This is a genomic window from Pandoraea norimbergensis, from assembly GCF_001465545.3.
In the GTDB taxonomy this organism is placed as follows: Bacteria; Pseudomonadota; Gammaproteobacteria; order Burkholderiales; family Burkholderiaceae; genus Pandoraea; species Pandoraea norimbergensis.
In genome coordinates this window covers 6,038,038-6,056,378 of sequence record NZ_CP013480.3, presented here as the reverse complement: position 1 = coordinate 6,056,378, position 18,341 = coordinate 6,038,038, and the positions used below count along the sequence as shown (strand labels likewise).

At 63.9% G+C, this 18,341-nt stretch carries 21 protein-coding genes; 17 read left to right on the top strand and 4 right to left on the bottom strand.

The window, feature by feature from the left end:
- Positions 1–3 precede the first annotated feature (3 nt).
- From cheY to AT302_RS26600, 7 genes are all read left to right on the top strand, one after another.
- Positions 4–402 (top strand): chemotaxis response regulator CheY, encoded by a 399-nt coding sequence (cheY, locus tag AT302_RS26630; RefSeq protein WP_058376568.1) that lies wholly within the window; start codon positions 4–6, stop codon positions 400–402.
- A complete protein-coding gene (gene cheZ, locus AT302_RS26625; RefSeq protein ID WP_371328806.1) occupies positions 399–1,073 on the top strand; it encodes a protein phosphatase CheZ in 675 nt (224 codons plus the stop codon). Before cheY ends, cheZ begins: the two co-directional genes overlap by 4 nt.
- Before the next feature lie 102 nt (positions 1,074–1,175).
- A complete protein-coding gene (flhB, locus tag AT302_RS26620; RefSeq protein ID WP_058376567.1) occupies positions 1,176–2,318 on the top strand; it encodes a flagellar biosynthesis protein FlhB in 1,143 nt (380 codons plus the stop codon).
- Positions 2,319–2,321: 3 nt separating this feature from the next.
- Positions 2,322–4,427, top strand: coding sequence for a flagellar biosynthesis protein FlhA (flhA, locus tag AT302_RS26615; protein ID WP_058376566.1), 2,106 nt, complete (start codon positions 2,322–2,324; stop codon positions 4,425–4,427).
- On the top strand, positions 4,424–5,707 hold the full coding sequence (gene flhF / locus AT302_RS26610; protein ID WP_058376565.1) for a flagellar biosynthesis protein FlhF: 1,284 nt from the start codon (positions 4,424–4,426) through the stop codon (positions 5,705–5,707). The genes flhA and flhF overlap by 4 nt, the downstream gene beginning before the upstream one ends.
- Positions 5,700–6,548 carry a MinD/ParA family ATP-binding protein gene (locus AT302_RS26605; RefSeq protein ID WP_058376564.1) on the top strand — a complete coding sequence of 283 codons (849 nt, stop codon included), beginning with the start codon at positions 5,700–5,702 and terminating at the stop codon, positions 6,546–6,548. Before flhF ends, AT302_RS26605 begins: the two co-directional genes overlap by 8 nt.
- A gap of 37 nt (positions 6,549–6,585) precedes the next feature.
- Positions 6,586–7,314: an RNA polymerase sigma factor FliA gene (locus AT302_RS26600; protein WP_058376563.1), complete on the top strand. Its 729-nt coding sequence runs from the start codon at positions 6,586–6,588 to the stop codon at positions 7,312–7,314.
- A gap of 32 nt (positions 7,315–7,346) precedes the next feature.
- Here the strand turns inward: AT302_RS26600 and AT302_RS26595 are convergent, their stop codons facing one another.
- Positions 7,347–7,619 (bottom strand): CBU_0592 family membrane protein, encoded by a 273-nt coding sequence (locus AT302_RS26595; protein ID WP_218918979.1) that lies wholly within the window; start codon positions 7,617–7,619, stop codon positions 7,347–7,349.
- A 351-nt stretch (positions 7,620–7,970) separates the two neighbouring features.
- On the opposite strand from AT302_RS26595, the gene AT302_RS26590 reads away from it, so the two are divergent.
- The gene (locus tag AT302_RS26590) at positions 7,971–8,297 is read left to right on the top strand and encodes a type II toxin-antitoxin system HicB family antitoxin (RefSeq protein ID WP_058376561.1); all 327 of its coding nucleotides are present in this window, start codon (positions 7,971–7,973) and stop codon (positions 8,295–8,297) included.
- Between the two features lie 42 nt (positions 8,298–8,339).
- On the opposite strand, the gene AT302_RS26585 is transcribed toward AT302_RS26590, so the two are convergent.
- The 3 genes from AT302_RS26585 to flgA form a co-directional block, all read right to left on the bottom strand.
- Positions 8,340–8,798 carry a flagella synthesis protein FlgN gene (locus AT302_RS26585; RefSeq protein WP_058376560.1) on the bottom strand — a complete coding sequence of 153 codons (459 nt, stop codon included), beginning with the start codon at positions 8,796–8,798 and terminating at the stop codon, positions 8,340–8,342.
- The gene (flgM, locus tag AT302_RS26580) at positions 8,795–9,130 is read right to left on the bottom strand and encodes a flagellar biosynthesis anti-sigma factor FlgM (RefSeq protein WP_058376559.1); all 336 of its coding nucleotides are present in this window, start codon (positions 9,128–9,130) and stop codon (positions 8,795–8,797) included. Before flgM ends, AT302_RS26585 begins: the two co-directional genes overlap by 4 nt.
- A gap of 126 nt (positions 9,131–9,256) precedes the next feature.
- The gene (gene flgA / locus AT302_RS26575) at positions 9,257–10,309 is read right to left on the bottom strand and encodes a flagellar basal body P-ring formation chaperone FlgA (protein ID WP_058376558.1); all 1,053 of its coding nucleotides are present in this window, start codon (positions 10,307–10,309) and stop codon (positions 9,257–9,259) included.
- A gap of 431 nt (positions 10,310–10,740) precedes the next feature.
- Here flgA and flgB point away from each other — a divergent pair, with 431 nt between their 5' ends.
- The 9 genes from flgB to flgJ all read left to right on the top strand — a co-directional run bounded on the left by flgB (position 10,741) and on the right by flgJ (position 18,212).
- A complete protein-coding gene (flgB, locus tag AT302_RS26570) occupies positions 10,741–11,178 on the top strand; it encodes a flagellar basal body rod protein FlgB (protein WP_407668813.1) in 438 nt (145 codons plus the stop codon).
- A 5-nt stretch (positions 11,179–11,183) separates the two neighbouring features.
- On the top strand, positions 11,184–11,588 hold the full coding sequence (gene flgC, locus AT302_RS26565) for a flagellar basal body rod protein FlgC (protein ID WP_058376557.1): 405 nt from the start codon (positions 11,184–11,186) through the stop codon (positions 11,586–11,588).
- Positions 11,589–11,610: 22 nt separating this feature from the next.
- Positions 11,611–12,345: a flagellar hook assembly protein FlgD gene (flgD, locus tag AT302_RS26560; RefSeq protein ID WP_058376556.1), complete on the top strand. Its 735-nt coding sequence runs from the start codon at positions 11,611–11,613 to the stop codon at positions 12,343–12,345.
- Positions 12,346–12,453: 108 nt separating this feature from the next.
- The gene (gene flgE, locus AT302_RS26555; RefSeq protein WP_058376555.1) at positions 12,454–13,710 is read left to right on the top strand and encodes a flagellar hook protein FlgE; all 1,257 of its coding nucleotides are present in this window, start codon (positions 12,454–12,456) and stop codon (positions 13,708–13,710) included.
- Positions 13,711–13,750: 40 nt separating this feature from the next.
- Positions 13,751–14,494: a flagellar basal body rod protein FlgF gene (locus AT302_RS26550; protein WP_058376554.1), complete on the top strand. Its 744-nt coding sequence runs from the start codon at positions 13,751–13,753 to the stop codon at positions 14,492–14,494.
- A gap of 58 nt (positions 14,495–14,552) precedes the next feature.
- Positions 14,553–15,335, top strand: a complete 783-nt coding sequence (gene flgG, locus AT302_RS26545; RefSeq protein WP_058376553.1) for a flagellar basal-body rod protein FlgG — start codon at positions 14,553–14,555, stop codon at positions 15,333–15,335.
- A 60-nt stretch (positions 15,336–15,395) separates the two neighbouring features.
- Positions 15,396–16,124 (top strand): flagellar basal body L-ring protein FlgH, encoded by a 729-nt coding sequence (locus AT302_RS26540; RefSeq protein WP_084656488.1) that lies wholly within the window; start codon positions 15,396–15,398, stop codon positions 16,122–16,124.
- 86 nt (positions 16,125–16,210) lie between these two features.
- Positions 16,211–17,332: a flagellar basal body P-ring protein FlgI gene (locus AT302_RS26535; RefSeq protein WP_058379970.1), complete on the top strand. Its 1,122-nt coding sequence runs from the start codon at positions 16,211–16,213 to the stop codon at positions 17,330–17,332.
- A gap of 1 nt (position 17,333) precedes the next feature.
- Complete coding sequence (flgJ, locus tag AT302_RS26530; RefSeq protein WP_058376551.1) at positions 17,334–18,212, top strand: flagellar assembly peptidoglycan hydrolase FlgJ; 879 nt, start codon at positions 17,334–17,336, stop codon at positions 18,210–18,212.
- Positions 18,213–18,341 lie beyond the last annotated feature (129 nt).

The following is an 18,341-nucleotide window of genomic DNA, read 5'->3' as shown; positions in this document are numbered from 1 at the left end:
ATGATGGTAGACAAGAACTTGAAGTTTCTGGTCGTCGACGATTTCCCGACGATGCGCCGGATTGTGCGAAACCTGCTCAAAGAGCTGGGTTTCTCGAACGTCGACGAAGCCGAAGACGGCGCGGCGGCGCTGGCTAAGCTGCGCGGCGGCAGTTTCGAATTCGTGGTCTCGGACTGGAACATGCCGAACATGGACGGCCTGACGATGCTCCAGCAGATTCGCGCCGACCCGAACCTCTCGAAGCTGCCGGTGCTGATGGTGACTGCCGAAGCCAAGAAGGAAAACATCATCGCTGCCGCGCAGGCGGGGGCGAGCGGGTATGTGGTCAAGCCGTTCACGGCCGCCACCCTGGATGAAAAGCTGGGCAAGATCTTCGAGAAAATGGAAAAGACGGGGGCCTGAGCGTGACCCACGACGCGAGCACTGAATGGCCGGTCGAGCCCAACGGGGCCGCGCCGGCAGGAGACCCGGCCGAGCGCATGCTCATGCGCATCGGGCAATTGACGCGCATGCTGCGCGACAACCTGCGCGAACTCGGCCTGGATAAACAACTCGAGCAAGCTGCCGAGGCTATCCCCGACGCGCGCGACCGGCTGAACTACGTCGCGACGATGACGGAACAGGCCGCCGTGCGTGCGCTCACCGCGATTGAGCTGGCCAAGCCCATTCAGGAGCGGCTGGAAGTCGACGCCAACGCGCTCGACGCGCGCTGGGAGAAGTGGTTCGACCAGCCGCTCGAACTCGAAGATGCGCGCAAGCTGGTCACCGAGACGCGCGGCTACCTGCGCCGGGTGCCCGAAGACACTCGCGCGACCAATGCCCATCTGATGGAAATCATGATGGCGCAAGACTTTCAGGATCTGACCGGTCAGGTCATCAAGAAGATCATGGAAGTCGTGCAGGAGATCGAGAAGCACCTGTTCCAGACGCTGCTCGAGAACATGCCGCCCGAGAAGCGCAAGGAAGCGGAAGACTCCCTGCTCAACGGTCCGCAGGTCAAAAAAGAAGGTCGCACGGACATCGTGTCCGATCAAGAGCAGGTCGATGACCTGCTTGCCAGCCTCGGGTTCTGAAATACCGCCCATTCCCGCCTCTATTCCCCCCTTTGTGTCTTGACGGTTACGGACATAATCGGTCGGGATAGGGTGGGTCTGTCCGCCCGACGTGGATAGGGCATGGCTGAGGAAAGCGATCTCGAAAAATCGGAACCCGCGTCTCCCCGGCGTCTTGAAAAGGCGCGCGAGGAGGGGCAGGTTGCGCGTTCGCGCGAGCTATCCACCTTTGCCCTGCTGGCTGCCGGTGTCGCCGGCATGTGGATGACTGCCGACCGGATCTCCCAAGGCTTCGCCCAGTTGATGCGCCACGGCATGCAGTTCGAGCCGGGCACGGCGCTCGACACCCACCGCATGCTCGCCAATGCCGCTCACTCGGGCGCCGACGCCCTCATGGTCATTGCCCCGCTGCTCGGCCTGCTGGTGCTGGCGGCGATCACCGCGCCCATGGCGCTGGGCGGCTGGCTCTTCTCCACCAAATCGCTCGCACCCAACTTCGGCCGGCTCAACCCGGCGAAGGGGTTGGGGCGCATGTTCTCCACGCAGGGTCTGGTCGAGCTGATCAAGGCCATCGCCAAGACCGTGCTCGTGGGCTCCGTCGCTTACTGGGCGATCGCCCGCGACCGCGACGCCGTGATGGGCCTGATGACCCAGTCGCCGCGCGTGGCCCTGCCGCACGTGGGCGAGATGATCGTGGTGTGCTGCGCGTTCATCGTGATGTCGCTGCTGCTCGTGGCGGCCATCGATATCCCGTTCCAGCTCTGGCAGCACTACAAGAAGCTGCGCATGACCAAAGAGGAAGTGCGTCAGGAGAACAAGGAAAACGAAGGCGATCCGCACGTCAAGGCGCATATCCGCCAGTTGCAGCGCCAGGCGGCGCGCCGGCGCATGATGCAGGACGTGCCCAAGGCCGACGTGATCGTCACCAACCCGACGCACTTTGCCGTCGCGCTCGAATACAAGGACAACATGCGCGCGCCGCGTGTGCTGGCCAAGGGCACCGATCTGGTGGCCAAACGTATCCGCGAAATGGGCGAAGAGCACCGTATCCCGATTCTCGAAGCCCCGCCGCTGGCCCGTGCGCTGCATAAGCACGTGGAAATCGGTCACGAAATTCCGGCCACGCTCTACACGGCCGTGGCCGAAGTGCTTGCGTGGGTCTTCCAGCTTCGCCGCTGGCGTAACGAAGGGGGCGCCGAGCCGCGTACCCCGTCGGATCTGCCGGTCCCGGCTGAACTCGACGCGCTGCCGCGCGCCGGAGCGTAACGAATGAACCTCAACCCCCGCGCGAACCAGTTTCTGCGCTCGTCCCAAACGTTGCTCGGCGGCAACCTGAAGTCACTCGCCGCGCCGGTGCTGATCGTCATGATTCTGGGCATGATGATCCTCCCGCTGCCGCCGTTCATCCTGGATCTGCTCTTTACGTTCAACATCGCGCTTGCCGTGATGGTGCTGCTGGTCAGCATGTACACGCAAAAGCCGCTCGACTTCGCGGCCTTCCCAAGTGTGTTGCTGTTCTCCACGCTGCTGCGCCTGTCGCTGAACGTGGCGTCCACCCGGGTGGTGCTGCTCGAAGGTCACACCGGTCCGGATGCGGCCGGCAAGGTGATCGAGGCGTTCGGCCACTTCCTCGTCGGTGGCAACTACGCCGTCGGTATCGTGGTGTTCATCATCCTCGTGGTCATCAACTTCATGGTGATCACCAAGGGTGCCGGGCGTATCGCCGAAGTGGGCGCACGTTTTACCCTGGACGCCATGCCGGGTAAGCAGATGGCCATCGACGCCGACCTGAACGCCGGCCTGATCGGGGAAGACGAAGCGCGCAAGCGCCGCACGGTGATTGCGCAGGAAGCCGACTTCTACGGCTCGATGGACGGTGCATCGAAGTTCGTGCGCGGCGATGCGGTGGCGGGCCTGATGATCATGGTCATCAACATCGTCGGCGGTTTGATCGTCGGCGTGGCCCAGCACGGTTTGGACATCGGCACGGCCGCCAAGAACTACACGCTGCTCACGATCGGTGACGGTCTGGTCGCGCAAATCCCGGCGCTGGTGATCTCGACGGCGGCCGGTGTGGTCGTCTCGCGCGTGGCGACCGACGAAGATATCGGTCAGCAGGTCGTCTCGCAACTGTTCAACAACCCCCGCGTGCTGGGTATTACGGCCGCGATTCTCGGGTTGATGGGCCTGATTCCGGGCATGCCGCACTTTGCCTTCCTGGTACTGGCCTTCGGGCTGGGCGCACTGGCCCGCTGGCAGCATCAGCGCACCGAGCGCGCCAAGCAGGAATCGACGCGTCCCGCGCCGGTCGCGACGTCGGCACCCAGCGAAGTGGCCGAGGCCTCGTGGGACGACGTGGCGCTGGTCGACCCGCTGGGTCTGGAAGTGGGTTATCGCCTGATTCCGCTGGTGGACCGCAATCAGGATGGCGAGTTGCTCAAGCGCATCAAGGGCATTCGCAAGAAATTCGCGCAGGAAATTGGTTTCCTCGCCCCGGTGGTGCATATCCGCGACAATCTGGAACTGCGTCCGAATCAGTACCGCATCACGCTCAAGGGCGTGATCATCGGCGAAGGCGAGGCGTATCCGGGCCAGTTGCTCGCGATCGATCCGGGTCAGGTGAGCGCACCGCTGCAAGGCACGCCCACACGCGATCCGGCGTTCGGCCTGCCCGCCATGTGGATCGACGTGGGCCAGCGCGACCAGGCGCAGGCTTACGGTTACACGGTGGTCGATGCCGGTACGGTCGTGGCCACTCACCTGAATCACCTGATCAACGGGCACGCCCACGAATTGCTCGGCCGTCAGGAAGTGCAGCAACTCATCGAGCGCATCGGCAAGGACGCGCCGAAGCTCATCGAAGACCTGGTGCCCAAGACCGTCGCGCTCACTACGCTGCAAAAGGTGCTGCAAAACCTGCTCGAAGAGCAGGTGCCGATTCGCGATATGCGCACCATCATCGATGCGATTTCCGAACATGGCGCGCGCGTGCAGGACCCGCACGAACTCACGGCGCTGGTGCGCCTGTCGCTGGGCCGCGCGATCACGCAGAGCGTGTTCCCGGGCAACGGCGATCTCGAAGTGGTTGGCCTCGACGCCAATCTCGAACGCATTCTGACGCAGGCGTTGTCCGCTGGCGGGGGTACCGGTCTGGAGCCGGGCCTCGCCGACACGCTGTTGCGCGAAACACAGGCAGCGGTGGCGCGTCAGGAGCGTCAGGGGCTGCCGGCCGTCTTGCTGGTTCAACATCCGCTGCGTTCGCTGCTCTCGCGCTTCTTGCGCCGCAGCCTGCCGCAGCTCAAGGTTCTGTCGTATGCGGAAGTGCCTGATACGCGCAACGTGAAAATGACGGCACTCATCGGAGGTCAAGCGTGAAGATTCGTAAATTCTTTGCGGGCACGTGCCGCGACGCACTGCGCCAGATTCGCGAGGAAATCGGACCCGACGCGGTCGTGTTGTCCAATCGTTCGGTCGCCAACGGCGTGGAAATCGTCGCGCTGGCGGAAGAGGATCTGGACGCACTCGCCGGCGGCGACATGCCGACGCACCGGCCACGTCCGCGTCCGGCCCAGCCCATACAACCCGTGGCGGCTGCACCGGCTGCGGTTGCCGGGCCAACCGCTTCGGCGCACGACGCGGCGGCGGCCAGCGCGTTTGCACAGAGCATGATGGGCGAGCTTCAGTCCATGCGCGGTCTGCTCGAAGAGCAGGTGGCGGGGCTGGTGTGGAACGACAAACAGCGCCGCTCGCCGGCACAGGGCGAGATTCTGCGCACGCTGCTGGCCGCTGGGTTCTCGGCGCAACTGGGCCGTGCGTTGCTGGAACACCTGCCCGAAGGCAGCGACCGCGATGCCGGGCTCGACTGGGTGAAGAACGCGCTCAAGCGCAACCTGCCCGTCATGCCCAATGAAGACGAATTGATGGAGCGCGGTGGCGTGTATGCGCTCATGGGGCCGACCGGCGTAGGCAAGACCACGACGACGGCCAAGCTCGCGGCACGTTGCGTGATGCGCCACGGTGCCGAGAAGCTCGCACTGCTCACGACCGACAGCTACCGTATCGGTGGTCACGAGCAACTGCGCATCTACGGCAAGATTCTCGGCGTAACGGTGCATGCGGTGAAAGACGCGACGGACCTGCGTCTGGCGCTGACCGAATTGCGCAACAAACATATGGTGCTGATCGACACGGTCGGTATGAGCCAGCGCGACCGCACCGTGCCCGAGCAAGTCGCGATGCTGTGCGGCGCGGAGACGCCGGTGCAGCGCCTGTTGCTGCTTAACGCCACGAGCCATGGCGACACCCTCAATGAAGTGGTGCATGCCTACCGGAGCGCGAGCGCGGAAGGTGGCAGTGACCTGGCCGGGTGTATTCTGACGAAGCTCGACGAAACCACCAATCTCGGGTCGGTACTCGACACGGTGATTCGTCATCGTTTGCCGGTGCATTACGTGTCGACGGGGCAGCGCGTGCCGGAGAACCTGCACGTGGCAGACCGTCAGTTCCTGATCGACACGGCGTTGTCGGCGCCGGTGACCGGGTCGCCGTTCGTGCCGGCCGAGGAAGATCTGATGGCCGTCGTGCGCGGGGTCGATCCTAACTACAGCGGGCTGTTCGCGCCCGCCCAACCTTCAGGCGAGGCGTGCTTTGGTTAAACTCGTACTCGATCAAGCGGAAGGGCTGCGCCGGTTGGTGGCGCGCCATACCACGCGCGTCGTCGCGGTGGTGGGAAGTGCGCCTGAAGCCGGTCAGACGAGTGTTGCCCTCAATCTGGCCAGTGCGCTGGCCCATCATGGTCAGGATGTCGTGCTGGCCGACGAAAGCGGCCATGCCGCGCCCGCCATGGGGTTGCCGCTGCGTGGCGACATTCATGACGTGCTGGCTGGGCGAGTCTCGCCCGACGCCGTTCGGGTGAGTACGCGCGACAACTTTGTCCTGGTGCCGGTGGCGCACCGTCATCCCGAGCGCATCGACCCGGTGCGGGCCATGCCGTTGCTCACCGTGGGCGAGCCGGACGTGGTTGTCATCGACTGCACGCACGCGGGCGCGTTGCTGAGCCCGTTGGCGGCGCATGCGCACGATGTGCTGGTGGTGCTGGGGTGTGAGCCGGCGTCGATCACGGGGGCGTACTCGTGGATCAAGCAGGCCCATTTCGAATATGCGTTGGCGCAGTTCCGGGTGTTGGTGAACCGCGCCGAGGATGTGGAAGCGCGAGTGGTGTGCCGCAATCTGGCCACGACCGCGAGCCGGTATCTGGCGGTGTCGCTGGAGCTGGCGGGTCATGTACCGTCGGATCGGCAGGTGCTGCGCGCGCGACAACTGACGCGCACGGTGGTCGATGCGTTCCCGATGGCACCGGCGGCGGTGGCGTATCGTCAGTTGGCGGCACAGGTGATGCATTGGCCGTTGGCGGCACGCGAGACAGTGGCTGCGGGCATGGCTGACATGGGCGAGATGGCGCATGGCGCGGGCGTATTGCCTGCGGCCACCGCCTGAGCGCCACGGCACGCGTCGAGAGGAAGCGGAGGGAAACATGTATACCGCGCGCGGGAAGGTCGACACGAACGACACGCTGACCCAATACGCGCCGTTGGTGCGCCGACTGGCGCTGCAATTGATGGCCAAGCTGCCGGCGAGTGTGGAGCTGGAAGACCTGATTCAGGCCGGCATGCTGGGGCTGCTCGATGCAGCGAACCGGTATCAGGAAACGCAGGGTGCGCAGTTCGAGACGTACGCGAGTCAGCGCATTCGCGGCGCGATGCTTGACGAGTTGCGCGAGCTGGATTGGGCGTCACGCGGCATTCGCAAGACGGCGCGTCAGATCGAGAAGGCGGTGCAGCGGCTGGAGCAACGGCTGGGCCGTGGCCCGTCGGAGAGCGAGATTGCGGGCGAGTTGTCGATCGGACTGACTGAGTATCAGCAGATGTTGCAGGATGTGCACGGCTGCCAGTTGATCTACTACGAAGACTTCGAATCGGCGGATGAAGAGCCGTTCATCGACCGGATTTGCGCAGACCCGGGGGCGGACCCGCTCAAGATGCTGCTCGACGAGGGGTTGCGTCACGGCGTGGTGGATGCGATCGACCGGCTGCCGGACCGCGAGAAGTTGCTGATGAGCTTGTACTACGAGCAGGGGCTGAATCTGCGCGAGATCGGTGCGGTGCTCGAAGTCAGCGAATCGCGCGTGTGCCAGTTACACAGCCAGGCGATTTCACGTTTGCGCGCGACGCTGCGCGATAAGGCGTGGACGTCGGCGGGTTAAACGGTAACGTCATTAGCAGAACAGAAAAGCCCTCAGGCGCTCGCGCGTCTGAGGGCTTTTTGCAATCCGTAGAGACTAATTGCTCCCCAGAAGATTTCGATCAATAGAGAAGCCGGGTTCGGGTTGTAGATGAGGGACACCGTAATCAAAACCGAACCACACAAATTGATGCCGGGAAAGCGCCAATCGCTGGACGACAGTCGTCCGCGTTGATTCAGGAAGTAGGCGAGCACCACGAATGCGGCGCCGAGAATGCCGATGAAATCAGGCGGGGAAATAGGCATGTGCTGGCTGCGCGTGGTCACGACAAACGGGGGATCGTACGTGGCAAATGCGGTGATGTCCGCTGATCACAAATTTTTCGGAATAATCAGGCTTGTCGAGGTGGTGCTATTATTGGCACCATTCTGGCATGTCATCTTCCGCCAAACGTCTTGCCAAAATCGTCCGTGAACCGGATAACGTCCGGTTTATCGAATTGGTGTCTTTGTGTGAAATGTACTTTGGCGTTCCCCGGCGATCGGGCAGTCACACCGTGTTCAAGACACCTTGGCAAGGGGATCCCCGCATTAATCTGCAAAATTCGCGAGGGATGGCGAAAGGCTATCAGGTACGCCAGGTTCTAGAAGCTATCCGCAAATTCGAGGACCGCCACCGTGGACATTGATCACTACACCTACCGCCTGACCTGGTCGCCCGAAGACAACGAGCACGTCGGTCTATGTACCGAGTTTCCTTCCCTGTCGTGGCTGGACGTGACGCCGGAGGGAGCGCTTGATGGGATTCGGAAAGTCGTCGCCGAAGTGGTGGCGGATATGCAGGCGAATGGCGAAGCTGTTCCCGCGCCCCTCGCGGAACATCGCTATAGCGGAGAATTTCGCGTGCGGATTCCTCCAACGCTGCACCGTGCGCTGGTGATTGAAGCTGCGGAATTGGGGGTCAGCCTGAACCGGCTGGCGAGTCTGAAACTGGCGGCAAACTAACGCGTTGCGTCAGGCGGGCAGGGCGCACCGCGATTGGCGTGATTACGCCGTCACACTCCCACCGCTAGAGCGCGGTGTGGTGCGGCCGTCGGGGCCGTAGAGCGGGGCGTTCTGTTCCGGGCCGTACAGCACGTTCAGCGCTTGCTGGGTGTACGTCAGGCGGGTGCGGATGAGTACGCCATTGGTGTCGTTGGCGCGCTTGGCTTCGGCCGCAGCGGCCAACAATGCCTGCCACGCGGCGCCCAGACGCGGTTCGCTGGCGGCAGCCGCCGTCGCACCGGCTTCATCCGGCGAATAACCCAACGCTTGCAATTGCGCATCGCGCTCGCGACCGAGCGTCGCGAGGTCGGTGACCGCGCGCGTCTTGCGCTCGGTCAACTCAGGCAGCGAGTCGAGCGTGCCACTGACCAAAGCCTGCTGTTCTTCGCCTAGCAACGCCGAAAACGCGTTGATCGCGTTCATCTCGGTCGTGAGGGCAGTCAGCAGGGCTTCGGTGTTCATGAGTTCGATTGCGTGGAGAGCAGATCGCGTGCGGTCGAAATGAGCCCGTCCGCAATCTTGCTGGGATCGATGGTAAGACGCCCTTCCGCAATCGCTTGCTTGATCTCGGACACCTTGGCGACGTCGATGTCGGCCGACCCCGTTTGGGCCAGGGCCGCTTGCAACGCGCGCATCTCCGACGACAACGCGCTCGTGCTCACGCTCGCGTCATTACCGGCCGCAGGCGTAGCCGCGCCGTCAGCGCTCGCAGCGCCGGTGCTCGTCCGATCGGTCGTCGTCCCCTTCGTCGGGCCGACGCCGGGCAACGGATTGGCGGGTGGTTCGATTTTCATGTGCTTTCCCCAGAAACCTGCCTGTGTAACGGCATTATCCGCTGTAACTTTAGGCAAGTAACATACTGTTACCAGTTCAAGTGCCCGGGTGAAGTCAGCAAATTCTTGGTAAGAGTGAATACTTACTTATAGTGCAACTTCGACTTCAATATTGCCCTGTTTGTTGCTTTTCACGGTGCCGCTGATGACCTGACCGGCGCGTGTACGCACCTGAACCGGGTCGCCCGCACTGGCCCGCGACAGCACCTGACCCTCGGTGCTCACCTCAAAGCCAGAACCCCGCGTGACCACACGCACGGTCTGGCCTTGCTGCACGGCGATGGCACTGCGCAACAGGTCTGAGCGGATCGGCAAGCCCGACGTAATACGGTTCACGGCCACGGTGCCTACGATCTGCCCGGCGTCGGTGGCCACCGTGCGCGGCAACAGCGTGAGGTCGCCCTGACGCGGCGACAGATCGTTCGGGCCGATGGTCTCGCCCGGGTTGATCTGGCGCGCGGCCACAAAATAGGTCGCGTTGATGCTCACGCGGGCTTGCAGGTAGAGCGTCCACGGGCGCTCGCCCGCGCAACGCACGCCCACCGTGGTCGACCCCCACAGGCGCGCACCCGGCGGCAGGAACGGCTCAAGCGCGCCGCACGCCGGCATGCGGTCCGATACCGCGTCACCCACGGTAATGGTTACGCGTCCGGGCAAGCCGGTCGTCTGTTCGCGCAGAAACCGCTCGGCAGTCTGCCGTACGGTTTCCGTGTTCTGGAACTGGGAATTGTTCTGGGGGGCTTGCGCGGCTTGCTGCGCCGGTGCGCTTGCTACGCCGCCATTCGCGCCGCCATTGGCATAGCCGTTGTTGGCGTTCACCGCAGCCGCCGGGGCAACCGAGCGCGGATTGTTCGGCGCGTTGGTCGCTACGCCACCCGCTGCGGCATTGTTGCCGGGGATGACGATGGCACCGGGTCCGAGGGTATCGCCGAGATTCTGGGCGTTGGGATCGGTGGCGATGCCTTGCGCGGGATTGGCCGCATTTGCCATGCCGGCGACGCCTGCGAGGCCAAATCCACCCGCCAGTGCCAGCACCGAAGCCAGCAGGCCGGAGCGCAGTACGGCCGTGCGCCGGCCATGCCGCAGCGCTTGTCGCGCGCGGGAGGCCAAGGCGGAACTGCCGCCGAACTTGCCAGCCATGCTCTCTCTCCTTGCGGCGCGGCCCGCTGTTGCGTCAGCCGCACGCTCAACCATCCGGGACGTCGCGTCCCTCTTCAGAAGCCGACGACACCGGGCAGCGCTCCTGTGCCTGGGGGGCGAGCTCCGCCCGATGCCGTCAGGAAGCCATTCTAGAGACGTCCGGCCCCACGCTATGGGTCGAAATGGCGGTCAATACCCTTGCTATTCCTCCGATTGAACCGACGGGGTGAGGCATACGATGCGAAGCATGCCAAAAGGTCCGTACTTTTTTCGGACCCGGCAGGGCATCCCGTCTGTACACGCCGATGAGCCAGCGCTCAGCGGCGCACACCGCAGACGCCAGTGGACACCGATCGCGGCGTCCCGGGCAGCGGGGGCCATCTTATTCAGCAGTACCGGGCATCAAGGCAAGCATCGAGCGAGGCGAGATCATGGACAAACTGGACGCGGCAATGCGGTTCAACCAGCAGGCGTTAGCCATGCGCGCGTATCGTCAGGAAGTCATTTCCTCGAACATCGCCAATGCCGATACCCCGGGCTACAAAGCGCGCGACGTCGACTTCAACAACGCGTTGAGTCAGGCGGTCGAGCGCGGCGCCCAGCAGCAACTCGCCACCGAGTCGAGCGTGTCGCTCACGCGCACCTCCTCGCGCCATATCGCTGCGCGCGCCACGACGCCGGCCCCGGCCATGGGCAGCCCTGAATTGCTTTACCGCGTGCCGTATCAGCAAAGCATCGACGGCAACACCGTCGAACTCGACGCCGAGCGGGTGAACTTCGCCGATAACGCCGTGCATTACCAAACGGGCCTCACGGTCCTCTCCAGCCAGATCAAGACGATGCTGGCGGCCATCACGAGTCAAGGGTAAGCGCCATGCCACTCATGAGCATTTTCGATGTCGCCGGGTCGGCCATGACGGCCCAGTCGCAGCGCATGAACGTCACCGCCAGCAATCTGGCCAATGCCGAGAGCGTGACCGGGCCGGACGGGCAGCCGTACCGCGCCAAACAGGTCGTGTTTCAGGTGAACCCGGTGACGGGCAGCGAAGTGGGCGGTGTGAAGGTCGCGGGCGTGGTCGAAGACTCGTCGCCGCTCAAGACCGTCTACGACCCGAAGAACCCGGCGGCCAACGCGCAGGGCTACGTGACGATGCCCAACGTCAACCCGGTGGAGGAGATGGTCAACATGATCTCCGCCTCCCGCTCCTATCAGGCCAACGTCGAGGCGCTCAACACCGCCAAGACGCTGATGCTCAAAACCCTCACGGTCGGCCAATAAGCAGCCGCGCGGAGACCAGAAGATGGCAAGTATCAATACGTCGAACGCAGCGAATTTCTCGCAGACCTTCCTCGATTCGGTCAACGGCACCGCCAATAGCAGCAGCTCGAGCTCCAAATCGTCGGCCGGCAGCGCGGACGATTTGCAGAACAGCTTCCTGAAGTTGCTCGTCGCCCAGATGAACAATCAGGATCCGCTCAACCCGATGGACAACTCGCAGGTGACCTCGCAGCTCGCGCAGATCAGCACGGTCTCGGGCATCACCCAGTTGAACACCACGCTGTCGTCGGTGACCTCGCAGCTCAATTCGACGCAGAGCCTGCAAGCCGCAGCGCTGGTCGGCAAGGGCGTGCTGATCCCGGGCAACAACATCGGCGTGGGCAGCACCACGGCGACCGACGGCACGGTGACCAAGACGGCCACGCCGTTCGGCTTCGAGCTGCCGAGCGACTCCGACACCGTCACGATCCAGATCAAGGACAGCACCGGCAAGGTGGTGCGCACCGTCAACGCGGGTGCGCTCGACGCGGGCGTGCAGGCGCTCACGTGGGATGCCAAGGACGACGCGGGCAACGCCGTGGCGGACGGCAAGTACACGCTGGCGGTCACCGCAACGTCCAACGGCAAGGCCGTGACGCCGACGCTGCTGTCGTACGCACAAGTGCAAAGCGTGGTGGCCAGCACCACCGGCGCGCCGCTGCTCAACGTCGGCACGGGCTCGAACATCAAGCTCTCGGATGTGCGCGAGATCTTGTAAGCCGCGTGTGACACCGAATACGTATCAAGCGACATAACAAGCGAAGTCAGTCTTTAACCGTTTTATCGCGACCGATAGCGTCGTCAACCGAATTTCAGGAGTATCACCATGGCCTTTTCGACCGGACTGAGCGGCCTGAACGCCGCCTCCAAGGATCTGGACGTCATCGGCAACAACGTTGCCAACGCGGCGACCGTCGGCTTCAAGCAGGGTCAGGCGCAATTCGCCGACATCTACGCCAGCTCGCTGTTCGGCGCCGGCAACAATACGGTCGGGATCGGCACGCGCGTGTCGAACATCTCGCAGCAGTTCACGCAGGGCGACATCACCGTGACGAACCGTCAGCTCGATCTGGCGATCTCCGGCAACGGTTTCTTCCGCGTGTCGAACGGCGGCACCATCGCCTACACGCGTAACGGTCAGTTCTCGCTCGACAAGAACGGCTACATCGTCGACGCCAACGGTGACCAGCTGACCGGCTATCTGGCCGGCCCGAACGGCATCATCAACAGCGTGTCGCCGGTCGCTCTGCAAATTCCGACGGGCGATCTGGCGCCGACGGCCACGAGCACGATCACTGGTCAGTTCAACCTCGACTCGCGCAGCGCCGTGAACACCACGACGTTCTCGATCACCGATCCGAACTCGTACACCAACGGTACGTCGCTCAAGGTCTACGACTCGCTGGGCAATTCCCACGACGTGAACCTGTACTTCAAGAAGTCGGCCGTCGACCCGGTGACGAACAACGCCACGTGGCAGGTCTACGCGTCGGTCGATGGCACGACGCAGATCGGCACCGGCCCGGTCGCTACGCTCACGTTCAACTCGGCCGGCAGTCTTACGGGACAAACCGACTCGACGGGCACTGCCGTCACCGGCCCGATCACGCTGCCGACGATTGCGTACGGCAACGGCGCATCGGCGGGCAACATCAAGATGAGCCTGACGGGCACGACGCAGTACGGCAACACGTACACGCCGAACACGCTCACGCAGAACGGTTACACGTCGGGCCGCCTGACGGGCTTCACGTTCAACGCGGACGGCACGATCGTCGGTACGTACTCGAACACGCAGTCGATGGTGCTCGGCCAGGTGGCCCTCGCCAACTTCAACAACGTGCAGGGTCTGATCCCGATGGGCAACAACCTCTGGCAAGAGTCGGCCGCCTCGGGTATCCCCATCGTCGGCGTGCCGGGCGGTACGAACATGGGCAAGCTGCAAGCCGGTGCCGTCGAAGCCTCGAACGTCGATCTGACCGCCGAACTGGTCCACATGATCACCGCGCAGCGCAACTATCAGGCCAACGCGCAGACGATCAAGACGGAAGACCAGTTGATGCAAACGATGGTCAACCTGTAAGCGGAGCGGCGCGCATGCGTAACTTGCACGAGGGACGTCGATGGATCGTCTGATCTATGTCGCCATGACTGGCGCGAAGCAGGCGATGGAGCAGCAATCGACCACCGCCAACAATCTGGCCAACGTCTCGACGCCGGGCTTTCGGGCCCAGCTCGCCTCGTTCCGTCAGGTGCCGGTGCGCGCCGAAGACGGCGCTGCCGGCACGCGTACCTTCGTCACGACCTCGACGCCGGGTACCGACTTCACGCCCGGCGCGATGCAGCAAACGGGCCGCGCGCTCGACGTCGCCATTCAGGGACAAGGCTGGCTGGCAGTGCGCGATGCGCAGGGCCGCGAAGCCTACACCCGTGGCGGCAACCTCGAAATGACGGCCGACGGTCAGATCACGCTGCACGGTCTGCCGGTCATGACCGACGCCGGGCCGGCCTCCGTGCCGCCGGGCGCGGCCGTGACCATCGGCACCGACGGCACGATTTCGGCGCTGGGGCAGGGCGATCCGCCCAACTCGATCGCCGTGATGGGGCAGTTGAAGCTGGTCAATCCGCCGGAAGGCAATCTGGTGCGCGGCGACGACGGCTTGTTCCGTACGGGCAACAACGCACCGGTACAAGTCGACCCGAATGTCGTCGTGGTCGCAGGCTCGATCGAGAACAGCAACGTCAACCCGGTCAGTAGCCTGGTCAACATGATTTCGCAGTCGCGTGCGTTTGAAATGCAGATGAAGATGCTGCAAACGGCCGATACCAACGAGCAGTCCGCCAACCAGTTGCTGAATTTCAGCTAACGGGCCGACGGCGCGCCACACCCGGCGCGCCACGACCGTACACGGGGAGAAACACCAAATGATCCGTTCGCTCTACATCGCTGCTACCGGCATGAATGCCCAGCAGACGAACATGGACGTGATTTCGAACAACCTCGCCAACACCAGCACGAACGGCTTCAAGAAAGGCCGTGCGGTGTTCGAGGACCTGCTGTACCAGACCATTCGCCAGCCCGGCGCCCAGTCGTCGCAGCAAACGCTGCTGCCGTCGGGCCTGCAACTGGGTACCGGTGTGCGTCCGGCCGCGACCGAGCGCATCTTCACGCAGGGCAACCTGACGTCCACCAGCAACGCGAAGGACGTGGCCATCAACGGCGACGGTTTCTTCCAGGTGCTGATGCCGGACGGCACGACTGCCTACTCGCGCGACGGCTCGTTTCAGGTCGACAACAACGGTCAGTTGGTGACGGCGTCGGGTTACCCGATTCAGCCGGCGATCACGATTCCCGCCAACGCCCTGTCGCTGACCATTGCGCGCGACGGTACGGTGTCGGTGACGCAACCGGGCAGCACGGCCAACGTGCAGATCGGTACGTTCCAGCTCGCCACGTTCATCAACAACGCCGGTCTGCAAAGTCTGGGCGAGAATCTGTACGCCGAGACGGCCGCCTCAGGCGCACCGAACGTCGCACAGCCGGGCACCAACGGCGCGGGCGTGCTCAATCAGAACTACGTTGAAACGTCGAACGTGAACGTGGTGGAAGAACTGGTGAACATGATTCAGGCGCAACGTGCTTACGAAATCAACTCGAAGGCCGTGACGGCGTCCGATCAGATGCTCCAGCGTCTGACGCAGATGTAATTGGCGGCTGCCGTTATCGCCGCCGTTGTTGCCGTCAGACTAGTGTTCAGGAAAGCCGAGATGTCAGTTCAGTCAGCCAAATCGACCGATTCAGTTACTCAACGTACCGCAAGCCCGGCGCGGTACCTCGCGCTGATGGCCGCCGTCGCGTTGAGCGGTCTGGCCGGCTGCGCCTACGTACCGCAGGAACCGGTGGTGCAAGGCCCGACCACCACGCGCCCGCCGCCCCCGCCGATGGCGGCCGATCCGGAAGGGTCGATCTATCGCCCGATCTACTCGAACCGGCCGTTGTTCGAAGACCGCCGTCCGCGTAACGTCGGCGATATTCTGACCATCACGATCAACGAGAACACGGCGGCCAGCAAGAATTCGGCTGCCAACACCAGCCGCGCCGGCAGCGGCTCGCTCGCGCTCAATCAGATGCCGGGCGTCGTGGGCGGGGTGTTCAACAACCAGAGTCTGGATGCCAATGGCGCGAACAAGTTCGACGCCAAGGGGGCGGCCAACGCCAACAACGTGTTCTCGGGACAGATCACCGTGACCGTGATGGAAGTGCTCGGCAACGGCAACCTGACGGTGGCCGGTGAGAAGCAGATCGCGATCAATCAGGGCACGGAGTACATCAAGTTTTCGGGCGTCGTCAGCCCGCAGACGATTTCGGGCGCGAATACCGTGCCTTCGACGCAGGTGGCCGATGCGCGCATCGAATACCGTGGCAAGGGCTACATCAACGAAGCCGAAACCATGGGCTGGCTGCAACGCTTCTTCCTTAACGTTTCGCCGTTCTGATGTCGATCATGCCGTTCCTGCCGCGCCGCGCGCACGCTTCCCGCCAGTCTGGCCAACACGCTGGCTCGCGTGCTCACGCTCACTTGATGGCGAAGGCGCTAGTCAAAGCGCTCGTCGTCGCGGGAGCCGCTGGCTTCGCGATGCTCGCGCCCGGTGCCGCGCATGCCGAGCGCCTGAAGGAACTGGCCTCGATTCAGGGCGTGCGCGACAACCAGCTGATCGGCTACGGCCTCGTGGCCGGCCTCGACAACTCGGGCGACCAGACCACGCAGACGCCATTTACCGTGCAGAGCATGACGAACATGCTCTCGCAGCTCGGTATTACCGTGGCGCCCGGCACCAACATGCAGTTGAAGAACGTGGCGGCGGTGATGGTGACTGCCACGCTGCCGGCGTTCACGCGCCCGGGCCAGCCGATCGACGTCGTCGTCTCGTCGATGGGTAACGCCAAGAGCCTGCGCGGCGGCACGTTGCTCATGACCCCGCTCAAGGGGCCGGACGGTCAGGTCTACGCGCTCGCGCAGGGCAACCTGCTGGTGGGCGGCGCTGGCGCGTCGGCCAACGGGTCGAGCGTGACGGTCAACCAACTCGCGTCGGGCCGGATTCCGAACGGCGCGATTGTCGAGCGCAGTGTCCCGACCGCCATGGGCGGTCAGCCGGGCACCATTCAGATGGAATTGAACGCCACCGACTTCTCGACCGCCCAGCGGGTGGTCGACGCAGTGAACCGCCGCTTTGGCTACAGCACGGCGCAGGCGCTCGATGGCCGGGTGATTCTGCTGCGCACGCCGACCGATCCGTCGGCGCGGGTGCAGTTCCTCGCCCAGCTCGAAAGCATTGAAGTGAAGCCGGACAACTCGGCAGCGCGCGTGATCATCAACGCCCGCACCGGTTCGGTCGTGATGAACCAGAACGTGACGATCCAGCAGTGCGCCGTGGCTCACGGCAACCTGTCGGTGGTGATCGACACGCAAAACAATGTCAGCCAGCCGGCGCCGTTCTCGGGCGGGCAGACGGTGGTGGCCCCGAATTCGCAAATCTCCGTGCAACAGGAGAACAACGCGCTCAAGCTGGTCAAGGCAGGCGCGAACCTCGCCGATGTGGTCAAGGCGCTGAACTCGCTCGGCGCGAGCCCGGCGGACCTGATGTCGATTTTGCAGGCCATGAAGGCCTCGGGCGCGCTGCGCGCCGACCTGGAGATCATCTGATATGGCGGACGGCAACCGACTCGCTGGCAAGAACCTGCCCGATCTGACGCAGCGTGCGACCTACGACATGCAGGGCCTCACCGCCTTGCGCGCCGCCGCGCATCAGCAGACGCCGCAGGCCACCCAGCAGGCGGCCAAGCAGTTCGAAGCCGTCTTCACGCAGATGATGATGAAGAGCATGCGCGACGCCACGATGTCCGGCGGCCTGCTCGGCAGCGATCAGGAAAAGATGTTCAACGGCATGCTCGACGATCAGCTTGCCCAGCAACTCGCCTCGCACAAGGGCATGGGGCTGGCCGACCTGATGCTCAAGCAGCTCGCCCAGACCGGCACCACGCTGCCACCCGCCGCCATGGGCCGCCAGCAGTCGCTGCAAGGCCGTGCCTACAACTCGGCCGACGCCATCGGCGTGGCCGACGGCGCCCCGGTGGTCGCGGGCGAATTTGTCGACCGCATGGCCTCGGCCGCGCAGAGCGCCAGCGCGCAAAGCGGTATCCCGGCACGGTTCATGCTGAGTCAGGCGGCGCTGGAGTCCGGTTGGGGCAAGCGTGAGATCCGTCGCAGCGACGGCAGCACCAGCCACAACGTGTTCGGCATCAAGGCGGGTAAGAACTGGACCGGGCCGACGGTGGAAGTCGCCACCACGGAATACGTGGGCGGCCAGCCGCGCAAGGTCATGGCCAAGTTCCGGGCGTACAACTCGTATGACGAGGCGTTTGCCGACTACGCCAAGCTGATTTCGAACAACCCGCGCTACGCGCAGGTGGTGGCCAGCGCCAACGACGCGGCAAGCTTCGCCAACAACCTGCAACGCGCCGGCTACGCGACCGACCCGCAGTACGCGAACAAGCTGATGAAGATCATGAAGCACTTCGCCTGAGGTGAAGTGCCTGCCTAAAACTTAGGCAAAACCGGCCGGGCCTCAATATTGCCGCCAGGCTGCCGTAAACACATCGGTAACGGTGCGCGAACGGGCTTTCCCGTGGGACGCGCCTCCAACTCAAGCCGC